Raw genomic sequence first — 18,052 nt, 5'->3', positions numbered from 1 at the left:
AAAACTGAAGTTGTGGCATTGCGGGATAATAACCCCGTAATGCTGCAACAGAAGTTGACACTTCACTTTTAAAAAACTTACACATTTATGAAAAGGATAATTGTAGCGCTGCTGGTGCTGATTACAGCACAGCAGGCCTGGGCGCAGCATGCCGAAATGGAAACGCTTTTCAGCCCGAAAAAAAATGAAACAAAGAAGAGGATCTCCGTAGGTGGATATGGTACGGCTGTCGGAAAATTAACACCCCTGAAAGGCGAACTGGGTGTATTGACCGGGATCGAAGGCGGCGTGCTGCTGAACCATAAACTGATGCTGGGAGCTGCTGGTTACGGGCTGACCAACAACATTGGCGCCCCCCACCCTACCAATCCCAGTGACCGCAAAGAGTACCTGCAATTCTGGTATACCGGTCTGATGGCAGAGTACACACATCATTCAAATAAACTGGTGCATTGGTCTGTTGGCGGCCTGCTGGGCGGCGGCGGTGTAGGTAGAAGGGAAGGTCGCTGGCGCGATGTATGGGATGATAATGATCATGACGGAAATGGCTGGTATGATGGCAGCGGCTTTTTTGTAGCAGAACCTTTTGCCGGCGTTGAAGTAAACCTTACCCACTGGTTACGCATCAATGCAGGAGGCAGCTACCGTTTGGTAGCAGGATCTGATACCCCCGGCATTAAAGACAGTGACCTGAGCGGACCGAGTTTTAAATTTGGCATCAAGGCAGGAAAGTTTTAGGAGTTATCAGTTGCCAGTTGTCAGTTGCGAAAGCGAAGATGATATATGACGCATCCACTGGCAACTGACAACTGTCAACTGTCAGCTTTTTCGTAACTTACAGGTATGTCCCCTAACCTGATACATTATGCCATTCCCGGGTTTGTGCTGCTCCTCCTGGCGGAAGTGATCTTTTCTGCTATTCAAAAAAAGGAATTGTATGAAACGAAAGATGCCGTCAGCAGCATTGCCATGGGGCTGGGGAATGTTTTCTTCGGACTGTTCACGAAGGCCATTATTTTCGGCGTATACAGCTTTGTTTATCAATTCCGTTTCTTTACCCTGGGCTTTGTATGGTGGGCCTGGATCCTGTGCTTCTTTGCGGATGACCTGAGCTACTACTGGTTTCACCGTACCAGTCATTCGGTACGTTTCTTCTGGGCCTCTCACGTGATCCACCACTCTTCCCGTAAATACAACCTCGCCACCGCCTTACGGCAGAACTGGACCGGCAATTTTACCGGCACATTTCTCTTCTGGACCTGGATGCCATTACTGGGCTTCCATCCCGCTATGGTGATGAGCATGCAGGCTATCAGCCTTATTTACCAGTTCTGGATCCATACAGAAGCGATCCACCGCCTGCCCCGATGGGTGGAATGGTTCTTCAATACGCCCTCTCATCACCGGGTACATCACGCGTCAGATATCAAATACCTGGACCGCAACCATGCCGGTGTATTGATTATCTGGGACCGGATGTTCGGCACTTTTACCGCGGAGGAAGAAAGGCCCGTTTACGGCCTCACCAAAAACATCTATACCTATAATCCCCTGCGCATCGCCGTCCACGAGTGGGTGGATATCTGGAAAGATCTCCGGCAGGCCCGTTCCCTGAAAGAAGCCTGGCATTATGTATTCGACGCTCCCGGCTGGAGCCACGACGGCAGCCGCAAGACCACCAAACAGCTGCGTAAAGAGCATCACCTGGACTAAACACCCAGCTCCCGCCATTCATACCGCTAAAAGACCGGTAAACCATTACTTGGAAATTTTATTTTGCCATTACGAAAACTGTCGTACATTTGTTTACGAAGATATTCGTATATTTATTGTAATCATTAGTAATCAAGTAATAATGGGCATATCAGGGAAACATATAAAACCGACCGAAAGTGAGCTGGAGATACTGCGTGTTCTCTGGGGAAAAGGCCCCAGTACGGTAAGGGAAGTGCATGAAATATTAGGACAAAGCAAGGATGCAGGTTATACCACTACCCTTAAGCTCATGCAGATCATGCATGAAAAAGGCTTACTGGAACGTGATACGAGCAACAAAACGCATGTTTATTCGTCTGCCGTATCCCAGGAAAACACCCAGCGCCAGTTACTGGATAAAATGATAGATACTGTATTCAATGGGTCTGCTTCGCAGCTGGTGCTGCAGGCATTGGGTAATCATAAATCCTCGAAAGAAGAACTGGAGAAGATAAAACAGTACCTGGACGAAATTGAAAAACAACAGAAATAATCAGGGATACAGTTAATCCCGGTTGTAAATCATTCTTATCATGGCTGCAACGTTCCTTCCATTCACTACTGACCTCGTAACCGCCCTGGGATGGGCCATCCTGCACTCTTTATGGCAGGCGCTGCTGGTATTCACCTGCCTGCGCATTGTGCTGAAGCTCTGGCCGGATGCTACCTCAAGCACGAAGTACAACCTGTCTTTCTTTTCGCTGGCGGGTATCTTTGGCTGGTTCGTTGCAACGCTTTATAAACAGCTGGAAGCAGTGAAAGCAGCACAGCTTACCGCCGGCCTGCCGGTAGCAGGCGAGCTAAACGCTCCCCTGGTATTGCACGCCCCGGCAGTATACCAGAGCCAGGAGGAACTGAATGTACTTTTTCCCAACCTGGAAATGGCATTCCCAGTGCTGGTAGCACTGTACATAGCCGGCGTAGCTGTTATGTGCATCAAGCTGGCTGCCGACCTGGCACAACTGCAGCAGATCAGGAAAAGGCAGGTGCTGCCTGCCGACAACGCCTGGGAACATTATCTTGACAGGCTCAAGCTGCAGCTGCGTATTCCGCGTAAGGTAAAGCTGCTGATCTCCCAGTACGTACAGGTACCTGTAATGATCGGTTTCCTGAAGCCCGTAATACTGGTGCCTGCAGCCATGTTCAATAACCTCAGCGCAGAACAGCTGGAGGCCATATTACTGCACGAGCTGGCACACATCAAACGCAATGATTACATACTGAATATCTTCCAATCCATTGTTGAAACAGCCCTTTTCTTTAATCCCTTTGTATGGTGGATCTCCAAATTCATCCGCCTGGAAAGGGAACACTGTTGCGATGATATGGTCTTAGCCCATACCACCCAACCCCTGCATTATGCCAAAGCCCTGGTAGCCTTGGAAGAATACCGGTTTACTACCAATCCCATGGTGATGGCAGCTGCAGATAACAAACAACATTTGTTTTACCGCATTAAACGAATCATGGAAATGAAGACCTCCCATCTTAACTATAGTCAAAAATTTATGGCCATGCTCATCATTGCTGTGGGCCTGACCGCCATCGCCTGGATCACTCCTTCCGCCAAACAGGAAAAGGATCAGACAACTGCGGGCGCGGATACCTTGCCTGCTGCTACTGCGAAAGCCCTGCAACTAAACCAGCTGCTGGCCGACACTGTTCCGCCAAAAGTAAACAGCACCAACAGCCAGAACAACAGCACCAGGCCTGAAAATGCCAATCCTGACAACGTAGGCAATACCGAGCAGGACGAACCAGACAATGAAGAAATTGAGCAGGACAGAAAGAAAGCGCATGAAAAAATGCGCGAAGTGAACGAGCAAATGAAGGCAGTACATGAACAGGTAAGAATAGCCCAGGAAAGTTCACAGAAAGCTATCCAGGAAGCCATGAAAAACATTGACTGGAAAGCCATCAATGCCCAGACACAAGAAGCGCTTAAATCTGTAGACTGGAAGAAGATCAATAAGGAAATAGAAAATTCCATGAAGTCTATCGACTGGAACAAGATCAACCAGGAGATAAATGAGTCTATGAAAGAAGGCCAGCAGTCTGTAGACCCGGAAATGATCCGGAAAAGCGTGGAAATGGGCATGAAAAGCGCCCAGATGGCCATGGCGAACATTGACCTGGAAAATATCATCAAACGCAGCATGGAAGCTGCCAATCGCGGAATGAGCGAAGCCAACCGCGCGATGATGCGCGCAAAAATGGGTGAGGCGCGCGAAAAACAACGCGATGCCATGCGTGAAACAAGAGAAAAAATGGCTGAATCCAGGGTAAAACAGCGCGAAGCAATGAACGCTGAAATGGGTGCAAAACGCGCGGAAATGAACGCAAAACGCGCCGAAGCCAACGCGCAGGCTGCACGCAAACAATACCAGGAGCTCATTTCAAAGATGACCTCCGATAACCTGATAGATCCTTCCAAAGGCTACACGATTGAAAAAAGAAACGATGGCCTGTATATCAACGGCAGCAAACAACCGTCCGCTGTAATGGATAAATACCGATCTTATCTTGGCTCAGGGAAAGTGACAATAAAGGGTGAGAAGGATAACATGAACGTGAATGTACAGGACTAAAAATCAGTAACTAACCTTTAGCGCTTATATACAACGCTACTGCCGTTCATACAGCAGTAGCGTTTATTTTTGGGCAGTTCCATTATCTTTAGGAATAAAATCCCACTTTTCGCATGCGTGTACTAGCGATACTGTTTGCCACCTGCCTTGTGGCGGTGGCCAACGCCCAGACCAATGAGATGACCATACTTAAGAAAAACGCGGCCACTCCCGTTAAAAACCAGGCCCAGACGGGGACCTGCTGGTGTTTTTCTACTACTTCCCTCGTGGAGTCGGAGTGTATCCGGAAAGGAGAACCGGGACCAGACCTGTCAGAGATGTTCACCGTCCGCAATATCTACATGGAAAAAGCGCTGAACTATATACGCCGTCAGGGATCCGCCCGTTTTGACGAAGGAGGCCTCGGCCATGATGTGATCCATGCCATGGCTACCTACGGTATTATGCCCGAAAGCGCTTACAGCGGGCTTATTAACGGGCGTACCCAACACAATCACTCACAGATGGTGAGTGAACTGCACGATTACCTGGATAGCCTGTTGAAGGCAAAGCGCCCTATACCCGACAACTGGCAGGAACATGTGACCGCTATACTGGATCAATACCTTGGCAAACCGCCAGCCACCTTTACCTATAACGGCCATAGTTATACGCCGCTGACCTTTGCAAAAGAGGTAGTAAAATTCAACCCCGACGATTATGCCTTTTTTACTTCGTTCAGCCACCATCCTTTTTACCAGTCCTTTGTTGTGGAAGTGCCGGATAATTTTTCTAACGGCGCTTACTATAATGTTCCCTTAAATGAGCTGATACAGCTGACCAAAACTGCCGTAAAAAGCGGTTATACCGTTATGTGGGACGCAGATGTGAGCAATGCCGGCTGGGCCGCGGCAAGAGGCTACGCCCTGTCCCTGCCTCCAGGAGCGTCTCCCGGTATTACTGCATACGATCCGGATCAGCCGGAAGAGAAAGTTAACCAGGACTACCGTCAGCGTTTATACGAGGAACTGGTGACCCAGGATGATCACCTGATGCATATTACCGGCCTTGCTAAAAGTAAAACCGGCAAGGAGTTCTTTATTGTAAAGAACTCCTGGGGCACCGGCGGGCCTTTTGAGGGATATGTAAATGTGTCTGAGCCTTATTTTGCCGTTAACACAATAACGATCATTGTGCCAAAAGCGGCATTGGACAAGGCTGTTAAAGATAAGTTGGCATTGGCTACGAAATAAGGCTGGTCTATCTTACTACTTCAAATCCTTTATAGTGTTGCAGGGGCGCTTCTACCAGCTGGAGGCCGGTTACTACTGCCTCCGGTGGCCCCTGGCGGCACCAGGCGATAAATGCTTCCATAGCGGGTTCTTCACTTTCGGCGGCAATCCATACGTTCCCGTCAGGTAAGTTCCTGACCTGCCCGTTGATTCCCAGTTTATCTGCTACCTGTTTGGTACTGGCCCGGAAAAAAACGCCCTGTACCCTACCCTTGACTGTGATCTCTTTGTGTACGATGGCCATTTTTGTCTGAAGATTTGAAAGTTTATGCATTTCAAAGCTACGAACATGAGGGCGGAATGTGAAATCCGGCCGGCTAATGGCTTCAGCAATACAGGCATTGCTATTGTACCTGTGACTGGCCGTACCCGCTGTGTCATACCAGGTAACCATTTTCAATACCCACGGTTGTGTCAACCACGTGTGGAACATGGGCAGGTATTGTAATGAATTACCTGGTATTGACCGATTGTGCAGCAGGCAGGGGTCAACTACAAAACGGGTTAACATGGGGACATTAATTTATTCTGGTTACACGTTAATGAAAGTCAAATACAAATGGTTGTCTATATAATGGTTATTCAATATCGGTTGTCTATTATGCGGCAAAATTGAACAAGGTGCCATCTGCCAGCTCTTCACCTCTGAAACGGAACTCTCTCACTAATTCATAGGCGCCGCCGGCCGCGGGTTTTCTCAGCAGGGAAAAGCTGCGGCAAACGAAACTACGTACAAACAGCTGGTTATCGAACTGCGGGTACACCTTCTCAAACTCGCCGGTGCTGATTGCCCTTGCCAGGGTGATATGCGGTTTAAAATCATTTGGCTTGAGTTCAAACAACTGCAGGATCTTTTTACGCAGCTCAGCGATCGGCTTCGGATTCGCTATATTCAAATAGATGGTTCGTTTAATTGCGCCATGATCAAAGTGATCAAACTTAGCAGTGTAAACCGTGAATCCGGATTGTTTGGCGGCTATTTCGTCCAGCAGATAGATGCAATCATCCTGGAACTTTTCCGGGAATACCGAGCGGAATAATGAGATATGCGCTCTTGAATAACGGCTGGTAAAGATGCCCAGCGTTTCGGCTATCCGCTCTTTAAATTTGCGCACTTCTCCGGATATCTGGGTGCCGGGGTTGATGACTACCAGGTAGTCATAAAGCGCTGTTTCTTGTTCTGTAAAAAGGGTTTCTCTTTGCATAACCAACAATTTTTTGCTTCCCGATTGTTGACAACACAAATATACAACCTTTTTCAGAAATACTAATTTTTTTAGCATTACCTACTAAAAAAATGCACAGCAAGGCTGCGCATTTTTTTATGATCAGGATAATTTTTCTGTGATTGCAACAAAATCAGCTGCCACCAGGGAGGCGCCGCCGATAAGGCCGCCGTCTACGTCCGGGCAGGCGAACAATTCGCCGGCGTTGCCAGGTTTGGCACTGCCACCGTAGAGGATACTAAGGTGCAGGGCTGCTTCCCTTCCGTATTTCTCAGCTATCTGCGCACGGATGAAAGCATGCATATCCTGCGCCTGCTGTGCGGATGCCGTTAAGCCGGTGCCGATGGCCCAGATAGGCTCATAAGCGATCACCACGTTCTTCAGCTGTTCAGCACTGAGATGATAAAGGCTTTCCTCCAGCTGTTTGGCCACATACTGGTTCTGTGTTTCAGCTTTCCTCACTTCCAGCGGCTCACCACAGCAAAAGATGGGTTTCAGTCCATTGGCCAGGGCGAGATCTATTTTCTTTGCCAGCATGGCATTACTTTCATTGAAATACTCCCTTCTTTCGGAGTGTCCCAGTATCACATAATCCACACCTACAGATTGCAGCATTTCTGCAGACACTTCCCCTGTGTAGGCGCCTGATTTTTCGGCATAACAATTCTGTGCAGCCAGGTAAAAACCGGGGTAATTCTTCAGTAAAGCTTTGGCCTTCAGCAAATACGGGAATGGGGTGGCGATCACCACTTCCTGTCCTTCCTTCAGTTTGAGACCTGCGTTGAGGATATCATTGATCAACTGTTCTCCCTGTGCGAGAGTAAGGTTCATTTTCCAGTTTGCCGCAGCAATTTTTTTTCTCATGATAATGCGTGCTTGTATTGAGTTTAGTTATTATTCACTTTTGGTGGCTTGTTCGTAAATGGCAGCCAGCATTCTGCGGTCTGCATCATTCATTTCCCTGCTTTTGAATGCCATCCAGGCAGTAGCGTCGCGCAGGGCCTCCTGTAAGCGGTAGCGTTCCTGCGGATCTTTTCCGCCCCACGAAAAGGAGGGCACGAACCTGGGCGGGAAATCCCCGCCAAAGATATTACAGGATACGCCTATTACGGTGCCTGTGTTCAACATTGTATTAATGCCGCAACGGCTATAATCGCCCATCAGGGTACCGCATTTTTGGCCGGCTGGCCAGGCCTCTTTACGCGCTTCCATCCAGATTTTAACCGTCCCTGCATTATTCTTCAGGTTCGAACAGGTGGTATTGGCGCCCAGGTTGCACCATTCCCCGATCACGGCATCGCCTAAGTAACCGTCGTGACCTTTATTGGAATAGCCAAACATGGTAACGTTCTTGATCTCTCCCCCGCCTGTACAACCAGGCCCCAGGGAAGTGGCTCCGTACACTTTGGTACCCATTTTCAGCACAGCGCCCTCACCCATGGCCAGCGGCCCGCGGATCAGGCAACCTTCCATAATATTGGCCTTAGCGCCTATATAGATAGGACCGGCAGAGGCGTTCAGTACACTGCATTCCACCACGGCTCCTGGCTCAATAAAAATTGCCTCCGGCGCTATTACCTGGTTAGTGGCTGAAACAGGAGCGGAAACCCTTCCGGCTGTAAGCAGCTGAAAATCGTCGCGGATGGCCTTGTCATTCATCATAAACAGGTGCCAGGGCAGCTCTATATGGCTCACCATTCCCTCATACTCCTTTCTGCGTTCGGCAGGCAGGCCCAGATCGTTGCCCGGCACTGCCTTTGCCAGGAGGCGATGCTCCAGGTACAGCTCCTCCCCCGGCTCAAGGGCCAGGATGGCTTCCACCAGTGCCCGATCAGGCAGCATATGACCACTGATAAGCACATGAACACTATCAGCGTCACCTACACGTAAGGGAAATTTTTCCTGGAGGTAGGATACAGTGAAATGACTTACGCCTGTCCCCAGCCAATGCTCCCATTTTTCCTGGATCGTCAGGATCCCTACCCTGCAGGCGGCTACAGGTCTGGTATAAGTGAAAGGATATAAGAGATCGCGGGCGGGCGTGTCAAAAAGAATGTAGTTACGCTCCATAGGGGGCTAAAAATAAAAAATCCCACCGACAAATGCCGGTGGGATGTGTAAATATTTTATTAATCGCTTATTTAGCTTTTTTCTCGTAGCGTTTCTTGAACTTGTCGATACGGCCTGCAGTATCAACCAATACGTTCTTACCGGTATAGAAAGGGTGAGAGGTATTGGAAATTTCCAGCTTGATCAGCGGATATTCGTTTCCGTCTTCCCATTTAGCCGTTTCCCTGGAAGGAGCAGTAGAACGGCTTAAGAAGCTAATACCGTTTGACATGTCCTTGAATATTACGAACCTGTAACTTTCTGGATGGATTCCCTGTTTCATTTTTTTGCTTTTATTGGTTGGATGGTCCACCGTCTGCCGGATTTCATCCCAAAATGCTTAATTAATCAAATACGGACGGCAAAGGTAAGGAGAAAATTCCAAAATCCAAATAGCAGTCCAAAAGAATGCCGGGCTTAGCTCTTCATATTCACATATTGCAGGGCGATACCAAAGTTAGCTTCCTTGCATTTCTGTATAACATCCTGTAAATCATCTATCTTCTTGCCAGTTACGCGGATAATGTCATCCATGATGGCAGCCTGTACCTTAAGACCGGAATCCTTGATCATTTTCACGATCTTTTTAGCGTCTTCCTGCTTGATGCCGTTACGTACAGGCACTTCCTTCTTTACTACCTTACCGCTCTGGTAATGCTCCTTGCTAAGGTCGTAAATAGCGGCATCCAGTCCCTGGCGCATGCTGCGGCTGATGAGCACATCCACCACCTGGTTAAGCTTCATGTCGCTGTCCACTTCCAGGTTCAGGACCAGGTCCTTCTTATTAAGGTCAATACCCACATGAGAGTCCTTAAAATCGAACCGGGTGGTGATCTCTTTCTTCACGGTGTTGATGGCATTGTCCAGCGTTTGCAAATCCACTTTGCTAACAATATCAAAGGATGGCATGATTGATATACTTTATTTAATGGTAATAAGTCAGGGGCAAATATAAATAAAATTCCCGCCCCAATTTCCGACCTGCGTCGGGGTGGGACGGGAGTAACCGTTAAATATTAAACTTGTTATCCAACTACTCCTGCGGTGAATACCGGTATGGAGATATATACGTTATCCTTCTTTGGCAATCTTTCCCATACCGGAAACTGACTGTTTGATCTCGGGATTGCCTTTGTATTTGATGTTGCCCATACCAGACACCGATATGTCAAGCTTCTTCTGTGCATTCACATTGGCGTTGCCGGAGCCGGAGATAGCGATCTCTACTTCCTCTGCCTGGAAATCGAAAGCCTGGATATCAGCCTTACCTGAAATGCTGTATTCTGCCTTGGATGCACCGCCTTTGAGCTTTACATTGCTGGCGCCGGACACCCCTACTTCCAGCTGTTGTGATGTTACATCCAGGTCTGCATCCGCAGAACCGCTCACGGCCAGTTCCAGCTTATCGGTCTTCAGCTTGCTTTTGCTATAGAATCCGCCTGATCCGCTGGCTGCCAGTTCATGCACATCCTGCAGGGTTACGTAAACGTTCACATCTTTGGTGGGTTTAATATTGTATCCTTTCTTTACGCGCACTTCCAGGTCGTCCCCATCTATTTTGGTTTCAATATAGGGTAAGAGATTACTTTCAGCTTCGACCCTGATGGAATGCGTATTACCCTGTGTAATATACACCTTGAAAGTACCGGAAGTGCCGATGTTCGTGAATTTAGTAGCCTGACGGTCCTCCTGCTTTACCTCGCCGTTGCCTGTTATCCTTTCGCTCTGGAGGAAGGAGGATAACAACAGGACGAAAGCCAGCAGCGGGATGGACAGGAGCAAGTTCTTCTTCATGACGCAAGATTTTAGTGATGAGTGATTGTAGTTTTTATTATAGAAGTTTTAGAATGGCCGTATGTACATGTACGTTAGTTCGCATCCAGTTGCACATCGCTGCGCACACCCCTGATCTGCAATACCGGAGAGCTCTCTCCCCCACTGGCAGTAGTGGCACTGTATGAAAGGCTCTGCGATTTCTTTATAGAGCTGATATTCTTCAGTGAAAGCCCTCCTGTTTCCAGGTCGCCGTAGGTAAGGTTCACATCCAGCTTAAGTGCCACCTTGCTGGAAAGCGACATTACCAGGTCGCTGTAGGTAAGATTCACGTTCCCGCCTTTAAATGCAGCGGATACATCTTTCATCTTCACATCGCTGTAAGTGAGCCTGAGATCTGCACGATCCTGCAGGCTGGCCACGCTGAAATCGCTATAGTTGCAGGTGGCATCGATGCTGCCCAGCTGTCTGATCTTATAATCGCTGTAATTAGCTTTTACAGTGAGAGAGCCGATGTCGCCGATAGTATAATCAGAATAATTTGATTTGGAATCCAGTTTATTCGCTGCATCGCAACGGATATCGGAGTAATTAGCCTTTATCACCAGGTCTCCTGCTTTATCGATCCGTCCTTTGCTGCAGTAGTTCATATCCATTTCCAGCGTTTTGCCGGCTTCCTTGATGGCGTAGAAACAGTAGTTAAGGCGCATCTTGGCGGCAAAAGGCAACTGGTCTGTTATCACATCTCCAAAGTTATTTTCCAGGGAAAGCATTCCCAGGCTTTTGGGAAGGTATATCTCGTAATCTATGTTTACGTAGTCTTTTGAGTTTTTGTTGTCACCCCAGAACCACTTTCCTCCTTTGTTGTTATAATTAGTCTGGAAGCTGACATTCCCAGGATCGCCGCTGGCTTGTATTTCCACCGCATTGGCTATCTCCTGCGCTTCTGAGGTGTTCTTACCGAAGCCGGTAATAACGATGGTGGCTTTTACCTGGTTTTGCGACCAGGTGTGTATGATCACTTTTCCGTACTTGTTGTACACATTCACCTGCGCGCCACTGTTAACATTGAACTCTTTTGACACGGTGCGTTTGAACTCGGTGTCGCCCTGGTGAGCGCAAGCTAGTACCGGCAATAATAAAAAGAGTAAAATTTTAAATTTCACGTTCATGATCTTTCAGAGTTTTAGTTTCGGGTTGTTTAGCCCGTAATTCTTCCAATATTTTATCCAGCAAATCAAGTTTCATCTGATAATAGCGGATCATTGCGGACCGGATGCGTTCATTGCCGGGGTTTTGCTGCAGCTCTGTTTCCAGCATCTGCCAGGTGTCGTTGCGCAATTCCAGCTCTTTACGTGCAGCGCTGTCGAGACCAAGGGCTTCGGGTGGGTATTTGCTGATATCCTCCAGCTTCTGTTCGATCTGGGAGGTGTAGTACATTTTAGCTTCCTGCAGTTCCGGCGCTATGGTACCAAGGTTCTGTTGCTGCTTCCTGAGCTGCAGGAACTGGTAGATCATCACACTGTTCACTACAAGTACCAGCACGGCGGCGGCCTTTAACCAGTGACGCTTCAGCAGGGAAACCACTTTAGGCGTTTGCTGGTCTTTCAGCTGCTTTTCCAGGGCCTTCCACACATGGGCGCCGGGGCCCGCTTCTTCAAATCCTGCCCTGTTACGGCGGATAAACTCTTCTAAATTGTTATCAGACATATATATAGCTAGATCCTTTGTTTTACAATTTGCCTCACCTTTTCCTTTGCCCGCATATACTGTGTTTTAACAGTAGATTCCGAAATATCCAGCATACCGGCTATCTCCTTATGGGAATATTCCTCGAAGAGATAAAGGTTCAACACCGTTTTATAGCCGGAGGGCAAAGCCTGAATGGCTTCTTTTACCGCGCTTACCGTCCAGGTAAAGCCGTCTTCATCCACTGGTTCTTCCTCTTCTACTTCCACCTGTTCCACTTCTTCGAAGTATACTTTTTTACGACGAAGGTGGCTCAGACACTGGTTCACCACTATTCTCTTGATCCAGGCGGTAACACTGCCTGCATTTTCCAGTCTGACAATGTTCCCGTACACCTGTATGAACGCCTCCTGGAGGATGTCTTCCGCATCGCTTACATTGCCTGTCATACGCAGACAGATGTTATACATAGCGGCGGAATAAGCATCGTAGAGCTCGCGAAAAGCCCGTACGTCACCCTTTTTACAACGGGCCACCAGTTGGTCTGTTACAGGAGTTGGATTCAAGTTGTTGGTTAATGCTTGCATTATAAAGACGATAAGCTGAGAAAAGGTTGCATGTAATCCAAAAAAATCCTGAAAAGGGAAACGCGGCCTACCGGGCCGCGCTTCCTCCATCCTTATATATACCTAAAAACCAAGCTTTTAACAACTAGCTGTTAGCTTTTAGTTGTTGGCTGTTAATTAGTTACCGCCCTGCTTTACGCGGTTCTGTTCGTCTTCCAGGCCGGTTTTACGTGAACGGGCGGCCTTTACATTGGTGTTACCAAAGCGGTAAGTGAAGTTCACCCTTACCTGCTGGCTTTCCCATTTACTCGTTACAGAGGTGTAGAAACCGGCGTTGTCGAAGGTACCGCGGAAACGCTGGTTATTGAAGACGTCGCTCATGCTCACCTTGATGGTACCTTTCTTCTTCAGTATTGACTTTTGAACACCCAGGTCCAGGGCATACATAGACTTCATTTTGAAAAGGCCTTCCTGTGAGATCTGGGGAGAGATATACATGAAAACCACTTCCGTGCTAAAGCCTTTTGGCAGGGTGAAGGTATGCTGCGTGCGGCCAAAGAAACCGGCGGCATCCAGGTCTACCAGGCTGTTGTTCACCATTGTCTGGTACATAGCGTAGTTCGCAGACAGGTTGGTGAAGGAGTTCCACCATTTGGTAATGGGGAAAGGAATAGAAATATTCAGGTTAAAGTTATCCGATTTGGCTACGTTCAGATATTTGTAGCGCAGTACAGTAGTGTCGCCTGTTACCGGGTCTTTGCCTGGCTCTACGATCTGGGTGATCATATTAGAGGTGTGCGCATAGCCGATGGAGGTGATCAGGAACTGTTTGAAAGTATGCGTCACCTCAAAGTTGTTGGAATACTGCGGTTTCAGGTAGGGGTTACCGGATGCGATAGTGTACCTGTCCAGGTAGTATTCAAACGGGTTGAGGTCTTCGTAGCTCGGGCGCTGGATCCTGCGGCTGTAAGAGACACCGAACTGGTGATTCTTACCGGCGGCATAGCTCAGAAATACGCTGGGGAACAGGTTAAAGTAGCTGGTATCATTCACTTTGTTTAAAGTAAGTGAATTACCTTTTACATTGGACTGTTCACCACGGAGCCCAACCTGGATACCAAACTTCTTGAACTGTTTGTGGAAGTTAACGTAAGCAGCATTCACATTCTCCTTATATAAGAAGTGGTTAGAACGGTTTACATCGTACACCCAGATATTCTTCCGGAGAGAGTCAAACTGGGCATTATTATCGGTTTCCACAAAGCTGAGTTTAAAACCGGCTTCGAACTTGGCCTGGTTCTTCAGCGGATGCGAATAGTCAGCTTTTACAGTTTTGATATTAATGGTAGAAGGTGTCCGGTTACGGGAGGTATCTCCGCGCAGGTAATCTTTACCGGTGCTGGTCCATGTATCCGCAAAGATATTAGCGGTTTGCTTGGACGAGTTACGGGCGTAGTCCAGGTCAATGTTCAGCTCTTTACCGGAGCTGTCCAACACTGCCTTATAGTTCAGGTTATAAGCCTGGCGGTTCCAGTCAGAGCTGTTCCGGGTATGTGTGCGGAGGGTGGAATCAACCATCTTGCCATTACCAATATAGGTGGTAGCATTGGCCGGGCCGCCCCAATCGCTCCATGACAGGTCTGCCATTACACCTATAGTGTGGTTCTTCGCCACGAAGAAGTCAGCGCCTACTTTACCTGCATGGTAATTAGACTCGTTCTTCATCAGGTTAAACTGATCAAACACATTAAACTGGCCATTGCTGGTGCCGGTGCGGTAGATGCCCAGGCGCTGGTCGTTTTCGCGGTGGTTATAGTTATAGGAACCGAACAGGTTCACTTTACCATTACGATGGTTCAGGTTCACGCCTCCATTATATTTAGGCGTACGGCCGTGAGCGAAGCCCAGTTGAACGCTACCATTGGTGCCGAAGTTCTTGTTCTTTTTCAGCTTTATGTTGATGATCCCGGCATTGCCAGCTGCATCGTACTTGGCGGAAGGATTGGCAATGAGCTCTATCTGCTCAATGTTGTTACTGGGCATATTTTTTAGCAGCTGGGCAATGTCCTGGGAACTCATATTCGTTTGTTTGCCATCGATCATTACGATGACCCCATTCTTGCCTTTCAGGGAAATATTATCGTCCTTATCTACAGTAACGCCGGGAGATTTTTCGAGCACCTCCAGGGCGGTACCACCGGCGGCAACGATGCTGTTTTCTACGTTCACCACCATTTTATCGGCCCTTTGCTCTACAAACGGCCTTTTCGCGGTAACGTTCACTTCTTTCAGGTTTTTGGCATCGGTGCTCAGGGTAATGGGGTCAATTTGTACGTTGGCCTTAGCCCCGGTGATCTCGAAGGGTTTGCCATATTCTTTGGTCATACCTACATAGGCGGCAGCCAGCAGGTAACGACCCTGTTTTACATTCTCGAATTCATAACGGCCATTGACATCTGCGATGGCTCCCTTTACCAGGGAGGAGTCTTTGGCTTTTAATAAAGTAACGGTGGCAAATTCAACCGGCTTGTTACCGGCCTGCATTACCTGCCCGTTGACCTTAACGGGTAAGGAATTTTGGGCGAGAGCTGGTTTTAGGGCGCTGCAGGTGATGCTACAAAAGGCCAGCAACGCGAAAAATTGTTTCATATAAGGGCGGATTTAGATTTATAAAATTTTTATCACCAATGATTTAATTCTATTTATAGAACCTTTGTTTATCAACTACAGTGCAAAGGTAGGTATTATGCATTGCATAGTACATAGTTTTACACAAACGGTAGCTAATTGGGGACGATTGGTAAAAAACAGCAGATAGCTTTTAGCCTTTAGCTGCTGGCGGTAAATGTTCATAACTGATCTTCCTAAAAGGCGGCGGCGTGATTAGTTTTTCTTACACAGATTGATTCCCGGGTATTGATTGCTATAGTTTAACTACCAGTCTACAGTGCACAAAATGCCTTTATGCATAGTATAATAATGATAACAGGTACGATAAGGAACATATAAAATAGCTTTAGGCTAAACAGTAATAAAGACGATTCAACTACAGAATTGTTACAAGGCCATTATTGAATAATCCGATTTTGTTGGTAGACCGGAGCACCGATTCGTTACAGTCATCCATCATTCTTTTTCCCGGTTGACAAGATCAAAGGTATTTCCGGAATGGGGTTAGGGCAATGCAATTTAGGTAAAATGTAGGTTTTAGCCGGTAAACGGCATTAAACCGGAGGGTTCCGGTAAAAATAAGGATCATACGCTTCTCAGCTTTTATCCCCAGCGGATACTATCCAGCAGAGCAGCCTGCTTTTCCTGCAGCTGTTCGAAGAATATACGTTCTTCCTTACGGATATGGGCCTCCAGGCTATGAGCCAGTTGGTCCATTGCGGTTTCAAGCTCAGTATTCTCGGTCAAGGCACTGTACATACGCGAGATCTGCTGGTGCTCTATCATCAGCTCCTCCATCAACTTATCCAGTTCGACATCTTTACCTTTGCAGGCTTCAAACAAATATTCTTCCTTCTGGATATGCGGCACCATTACTTCCTGGAAGACATTTACAATATAAGCCAGCTTTGCCTGTGTTTCCAGCGGAAACCCTTCGTATGGCGCAGCATCCTTTTTCAGGTAGCGGCATACAAATAACAGGCGCTTGTGCTCATGGGACAAGGGCACTAAAGTTTCGTGACGATGCATAATGATCAGGAAGTAGTTTTTGCTGAATAAGCCTTGCGGCAATACCAGATGAAGACAGCCCCTCCTACTACCATCAGGAAAGAGATGATCTCTGCCTGTGTGGGATGGAAACCGAAAATATTATATTTAGTGTTGACCCTTATCTTTTCGATGAAGAACCTTTCGATACCATTTAATATAAGGTAGATCCCGAAGATAACACCCGGTACGGTGATCCTTTTACGGATGCTCCATAATACAAGGAACAACAACAGGCAGGCAATGATCTCATATAACGGTGTAGGATATACGGGCAATTCAAGCATGCGGCAGTACTTCCCTTCACAGCCCGGAATGGGTATGCCTTCGTTCACTACGTTATGCGGATAATTATATGCCCATGCCCAATCCGGCAGCCAGGAGAAAGGATTGGGACGGGAATTTGTAATACCCCAGTCACCATCACCGGCAAAATGACAACCCATGCGGCCTACACCGTAAGCAAGCACTGAGGGCCGGCGCTGCACTGTCCACCAGGTGATAGGTATTGATATGCTTTTTGGCAGCGTATCTATAATAACAATAGCAGCTACGATAAGGCCTCCATAGAAAGTGAGGCCGCTGAAAGAAATAAGAGATCCCCAGGGATCCTGCACAAAATCATTCCAGTTCTCCAGGTTGTGAAATATCTTGGCCCCTATGAGACCAGCAACAGCTGCCATGACGGTGAAATCAGGCACACGCTGGTGCGGCATGACCATGACCGTTTTCTTTTCAGGAGCAGGCAAGGCCTTCTTCTTCGTCCCGGTATTTATACCAGACAAACAACGCTGCTACCACGATACCTAGCAGCCAGTTGCCCTGACCAGACAGCAGGAAGCCTTGCAGGTCCTGCGAAATGGTATTCCATGCCAGTATCGCTCCGCCTATTTTAAAACCCAGGAGAAAACCCAGTATGCCGTTCACCACCAGTTCTGAAGAAGAAGCAGGCTTACCGGTTTCCATCACCTCAGGCACTCCCTTTAACCAGCCCAGCTTCTCCCGTCTTCTCAGCTCAATGGTCAATACATAGGCTGCAGCCAGGAAGGCAATAGCTACGAAGAAACCGAATGTTTGAAAGATTTTCAGGAGGGGAAGTTCAGCGCCGAACAGGTCTTTAAAGGCATAATATAGATTAGGATACATAACAGCGTATAAAAAAATTTGGTGATCTGAGTTTTCCTATGAACAAAGCCGAATTAATCAAAAGGAAAATCAAACCACCAAAGTAACTCTATAAAATTCCAAAATCCAAATTCCAGCGGTTAAGCCCGGAGGAATTTTTTAGCAGTATTGCTCAAAAGCATCTGCCAGATTAGCGGCAATCATCTGAGCCGGACGGCCTTCGATCATATGAC

20 protein-coding genes are annotated in these 18,052 nt (G+C 47.6%); 5 read left to right on the top strand and 15 right to left on the bottom strand.

Translation table 11 applies throughout. The features are described 5' to 3' along the window. Positions 1-87 precede the first annotated feature (87 nt). From ACR9Y8_RS26570 to ACR9Y8_RS26550, 5 genes are all read left to right on the top strand, one after another. Positions 88-738, top strand: a complete 651-nt coding sequence (locus ACR9Y8_RS26570; RefSeq protein WP_481216327.1) for a hypothetical protein — start codon at positions 88-90, stop codon at positions 736-738. Positions 739-843: 105 nt separating this feature from the next. Further along, a complete protein-coding gene (locus tag ACR9Y8_RS26565; RefSeq protein WP_481216326.1) occupies positions 844-1,713 on the top strand; it encodes a sterol desaturase family protein in 870 nt (289 codons plus the stop codon). Between the two features lie 142 nt (positions 1,714-1,855). Then, positions 1,856-2,248, top strand: coding sequence for a BlaI/MecI/CopY family transcriptional regulator (locus ACR9Y8_RS26560; protein ID WP_481216325.1), 393 nt, complete (start codon positions 1,856-1,858; stop codon positions 2,246-2,248). Between the two features lie 40 nt (positions 2,249-2,288). Further along, on the top strand, positions 2,289-4,343 hold the full coding sequence (locus ACR9Y8_RS26555) for a M56 family metallopeptidase (RefSeq protein ID WP_481216324.1): 2,055 nt from the start codon (positions 2,289-2,291) through the stop codon (positions 4,341-4,343). 113 nt (positions 4,344-4,456) lie between these two features. Next, positions 4,457-5,575 (top strand): C1 family peptidase, encoded by a 1,119-nt coding sequence (locus ACR9Y8_RS26550; protein WP_481216323.1) that lies wholly within the window; start codon positions 4,457-4,459, stop codon positions 5,573-5,575. Between the two features lie 7 nt (positions 5,576-5,582). Here the strand turns inward: ACR9Y8_RS26550 and ACR9Y8_RS26545 are convergent, their stop codons facing one another. From ACR9Y8_RS26545 to ACR9Y8_RS26475, 15 genes are all read right to left on the bottom strand, one after another. Then, positions 5,583-5,858 (bottom strand): acylphosphatase, encoded by a 276-nt coding sequence (locus ACR9Y8_RS26545; protein ID WP_481216322.1) that lies wholly within the window; start codon positions 5,856-5,858, stop codon positions 5,583-5,585. Positions 5,859-6,213: 355 nt separating this feature from the next. Next, on the bottom strand, positions 6,214-6,819 hold the full coding sequence (locus ACR9Y8_RS26540; protein ID WP_481216321.1) for a 2'-5' RNA ligase family protein: 606 nt from the start codon (positions 6,817-6,819) through the stop codon (positions 6,214-6,216). A gap of 123 nt (positions 6,820-6,942) precedes the next feature. Beyond that, entirely contained in the window at positions 6,943-7,704 is a 762-nt protein-coding gene (gene tpiA, locus ACR9Y8_RS26535) for a triose-phosphate isomerase (RefSeq protein ID WP_481216320.1), read from the bottom strand. Between the two features lie 30 nt (positions 7,705-7,734). Beyond that, complete coding sequence (locus ACR9Y8_RS26530) at positions 7,735-8,910, bottom strand: putative sugar nucleotidyl transferase (protein WP_481216319.1); 1,176 nt, start codon at positions 8,908-8,910, stop codon at positions 7,735-7,737. Positions 8,911-8,977: 67 nt separating this feature from the next. Continuing rightward, the gene (locus tag ACR9Y8_RS26525) at positions 8,978-9,232 is read right to left on the bottom strand and encodes a type B 50S ribosomal protein L31 (RefSeq protein WP_481216318.1); all 255 of its coding nucleotides are present in this window, start codon (positions 9,230-9,232) and stop codon (positions 8,978-8,980) included. Positions 9,233-9,366: 134 nt separating this feature from the next. Next, entirely contained in the window at positions 9,367-9,858 is a 492-nt protein-coding gene (locus ACR9Y8_RS26520; protein ID WP_481216317.1) for a YajQ family cyclic di-GMP-binding protein, read from the bottom strand. A gap of 162 nt (positions 9,859-10,020) precedes the next feature. Beyond that, the gene (locus ACR9Y8_RS26515) at positions 10,021-10,743 is read right to left on the bottom strand and encodes a head GIN domain-containing protein (RefSeq protein ID WP_481216316.1); all 723 of its coding nucleotides are present in this window, start codon (positions 10,741-10,743) and stop codon (positions 10,021-10,023) included. 74 nt (positions 10,744-10,817) lie between these two features. Further along, complete coding sequence (locus tag ACR9Y8_RS26510; RefSeq protein WP_481216315.1) at positions 10,818-11,894, bottom strand: hypothetical protein; 1,077 nt, start codon at positions 11,892-11,894, stop codon at positions 10,818-10,820. Further along, on the bottom strand, positions 11,878-12,432 hold the full coding sequence (locus ACR9Y8_RS26505) for a hypothetical protein (protein WP_481216314.1): 555 nt from the start codon (positions 12,430-12,432) through the stop codon (positions 11,878-11,880). The genes ACR9Y8_RS26510 and ACR9Y8_RS26505 overlap by 17 nt, the downstream gene beginning before the upstream one ends. Before the next feature lie 8 nt (positions 12,433-12,440). Continuing rightward, the gene (locus tag ACR9Y8_RS26500; protein WP_481216313.1) at positions 12,441-12,998 is read right to left on the bottom strand and encodes an RNA polymerase sigma factor; all 558 of its coding nucleotides are present in this window, start codon (positions 12,996-12,998) and stop codon (positions 12,441-12,443) included. 156 nt (positions 12,999-13,154) lie between these two features. After that, a complete protein-coding gene (locus ACR9Y8_RS26495; protein WP_481216312.1) occupies positions 13,155-15,626 on the bottom strand; it encodes a TonB-dependent receptor in 2,472 nt (823 codons plus the stop codon). A gap of 624 nt (positions 15,627-16,250) precedes the next feature. Next, entirely contained in the window at positions 16,251-16,676 is a 426-nt protein-coding gene (locus ACR9Y8_RS26490) for a hemerythrin domain-containing protein (RefSeq protein WP_481216311.1), read from the bottom strand. 5 nt (positions 16,677-16,681) lie between these two features. After that, positions 16,682-17,410: a prolipoprotein diacylglyceryl transferase gene (locus ACR9Y8_RS26485; RefSeq protein WP_481216310.1), complete on the bottom strand. Its 729-nt coding sequence runs from the start codon at positions 17,408-17,410 to the stop codon at positions 16,682-16,684. Positions 17,411-17,429: 19 nt separating this feature from the next. Then, positions 17,430-17,840, bottom strand: a complete 411-nt coding sequence (locus ACR9Y8_RS26480) for a hypothetical protein (RefSeq protein WP_481216309.1) — start codon at positions 17,838-17,840, stop codon at positions 17,430-17,432. A 138-nt stretch (positions 17,841-17,978) separates the two neighbouring features. Further along, positions 17,979-18,047: a hypothetical protein gene (locus ACR9Y8_RS26475; RefSeq protein ID WP_481217213.1), complete on the bottom strand. Its 69-nt coding sequence runs from the start codon at positions 18,045-18,047 to the stop codon at positions 17,979-17,981. Positions 18,048-18,052 lie beyond the last annotated feature (5 nt).

Source organism: Chitinophaga sp. SVR4-12A, assembly GCF_056754765.1.
The sequence above is the reverse complement of the archived record's forward strand: the minus strand, read 5'-3'. Positions and strand labels throughout refer to the sequence as shown.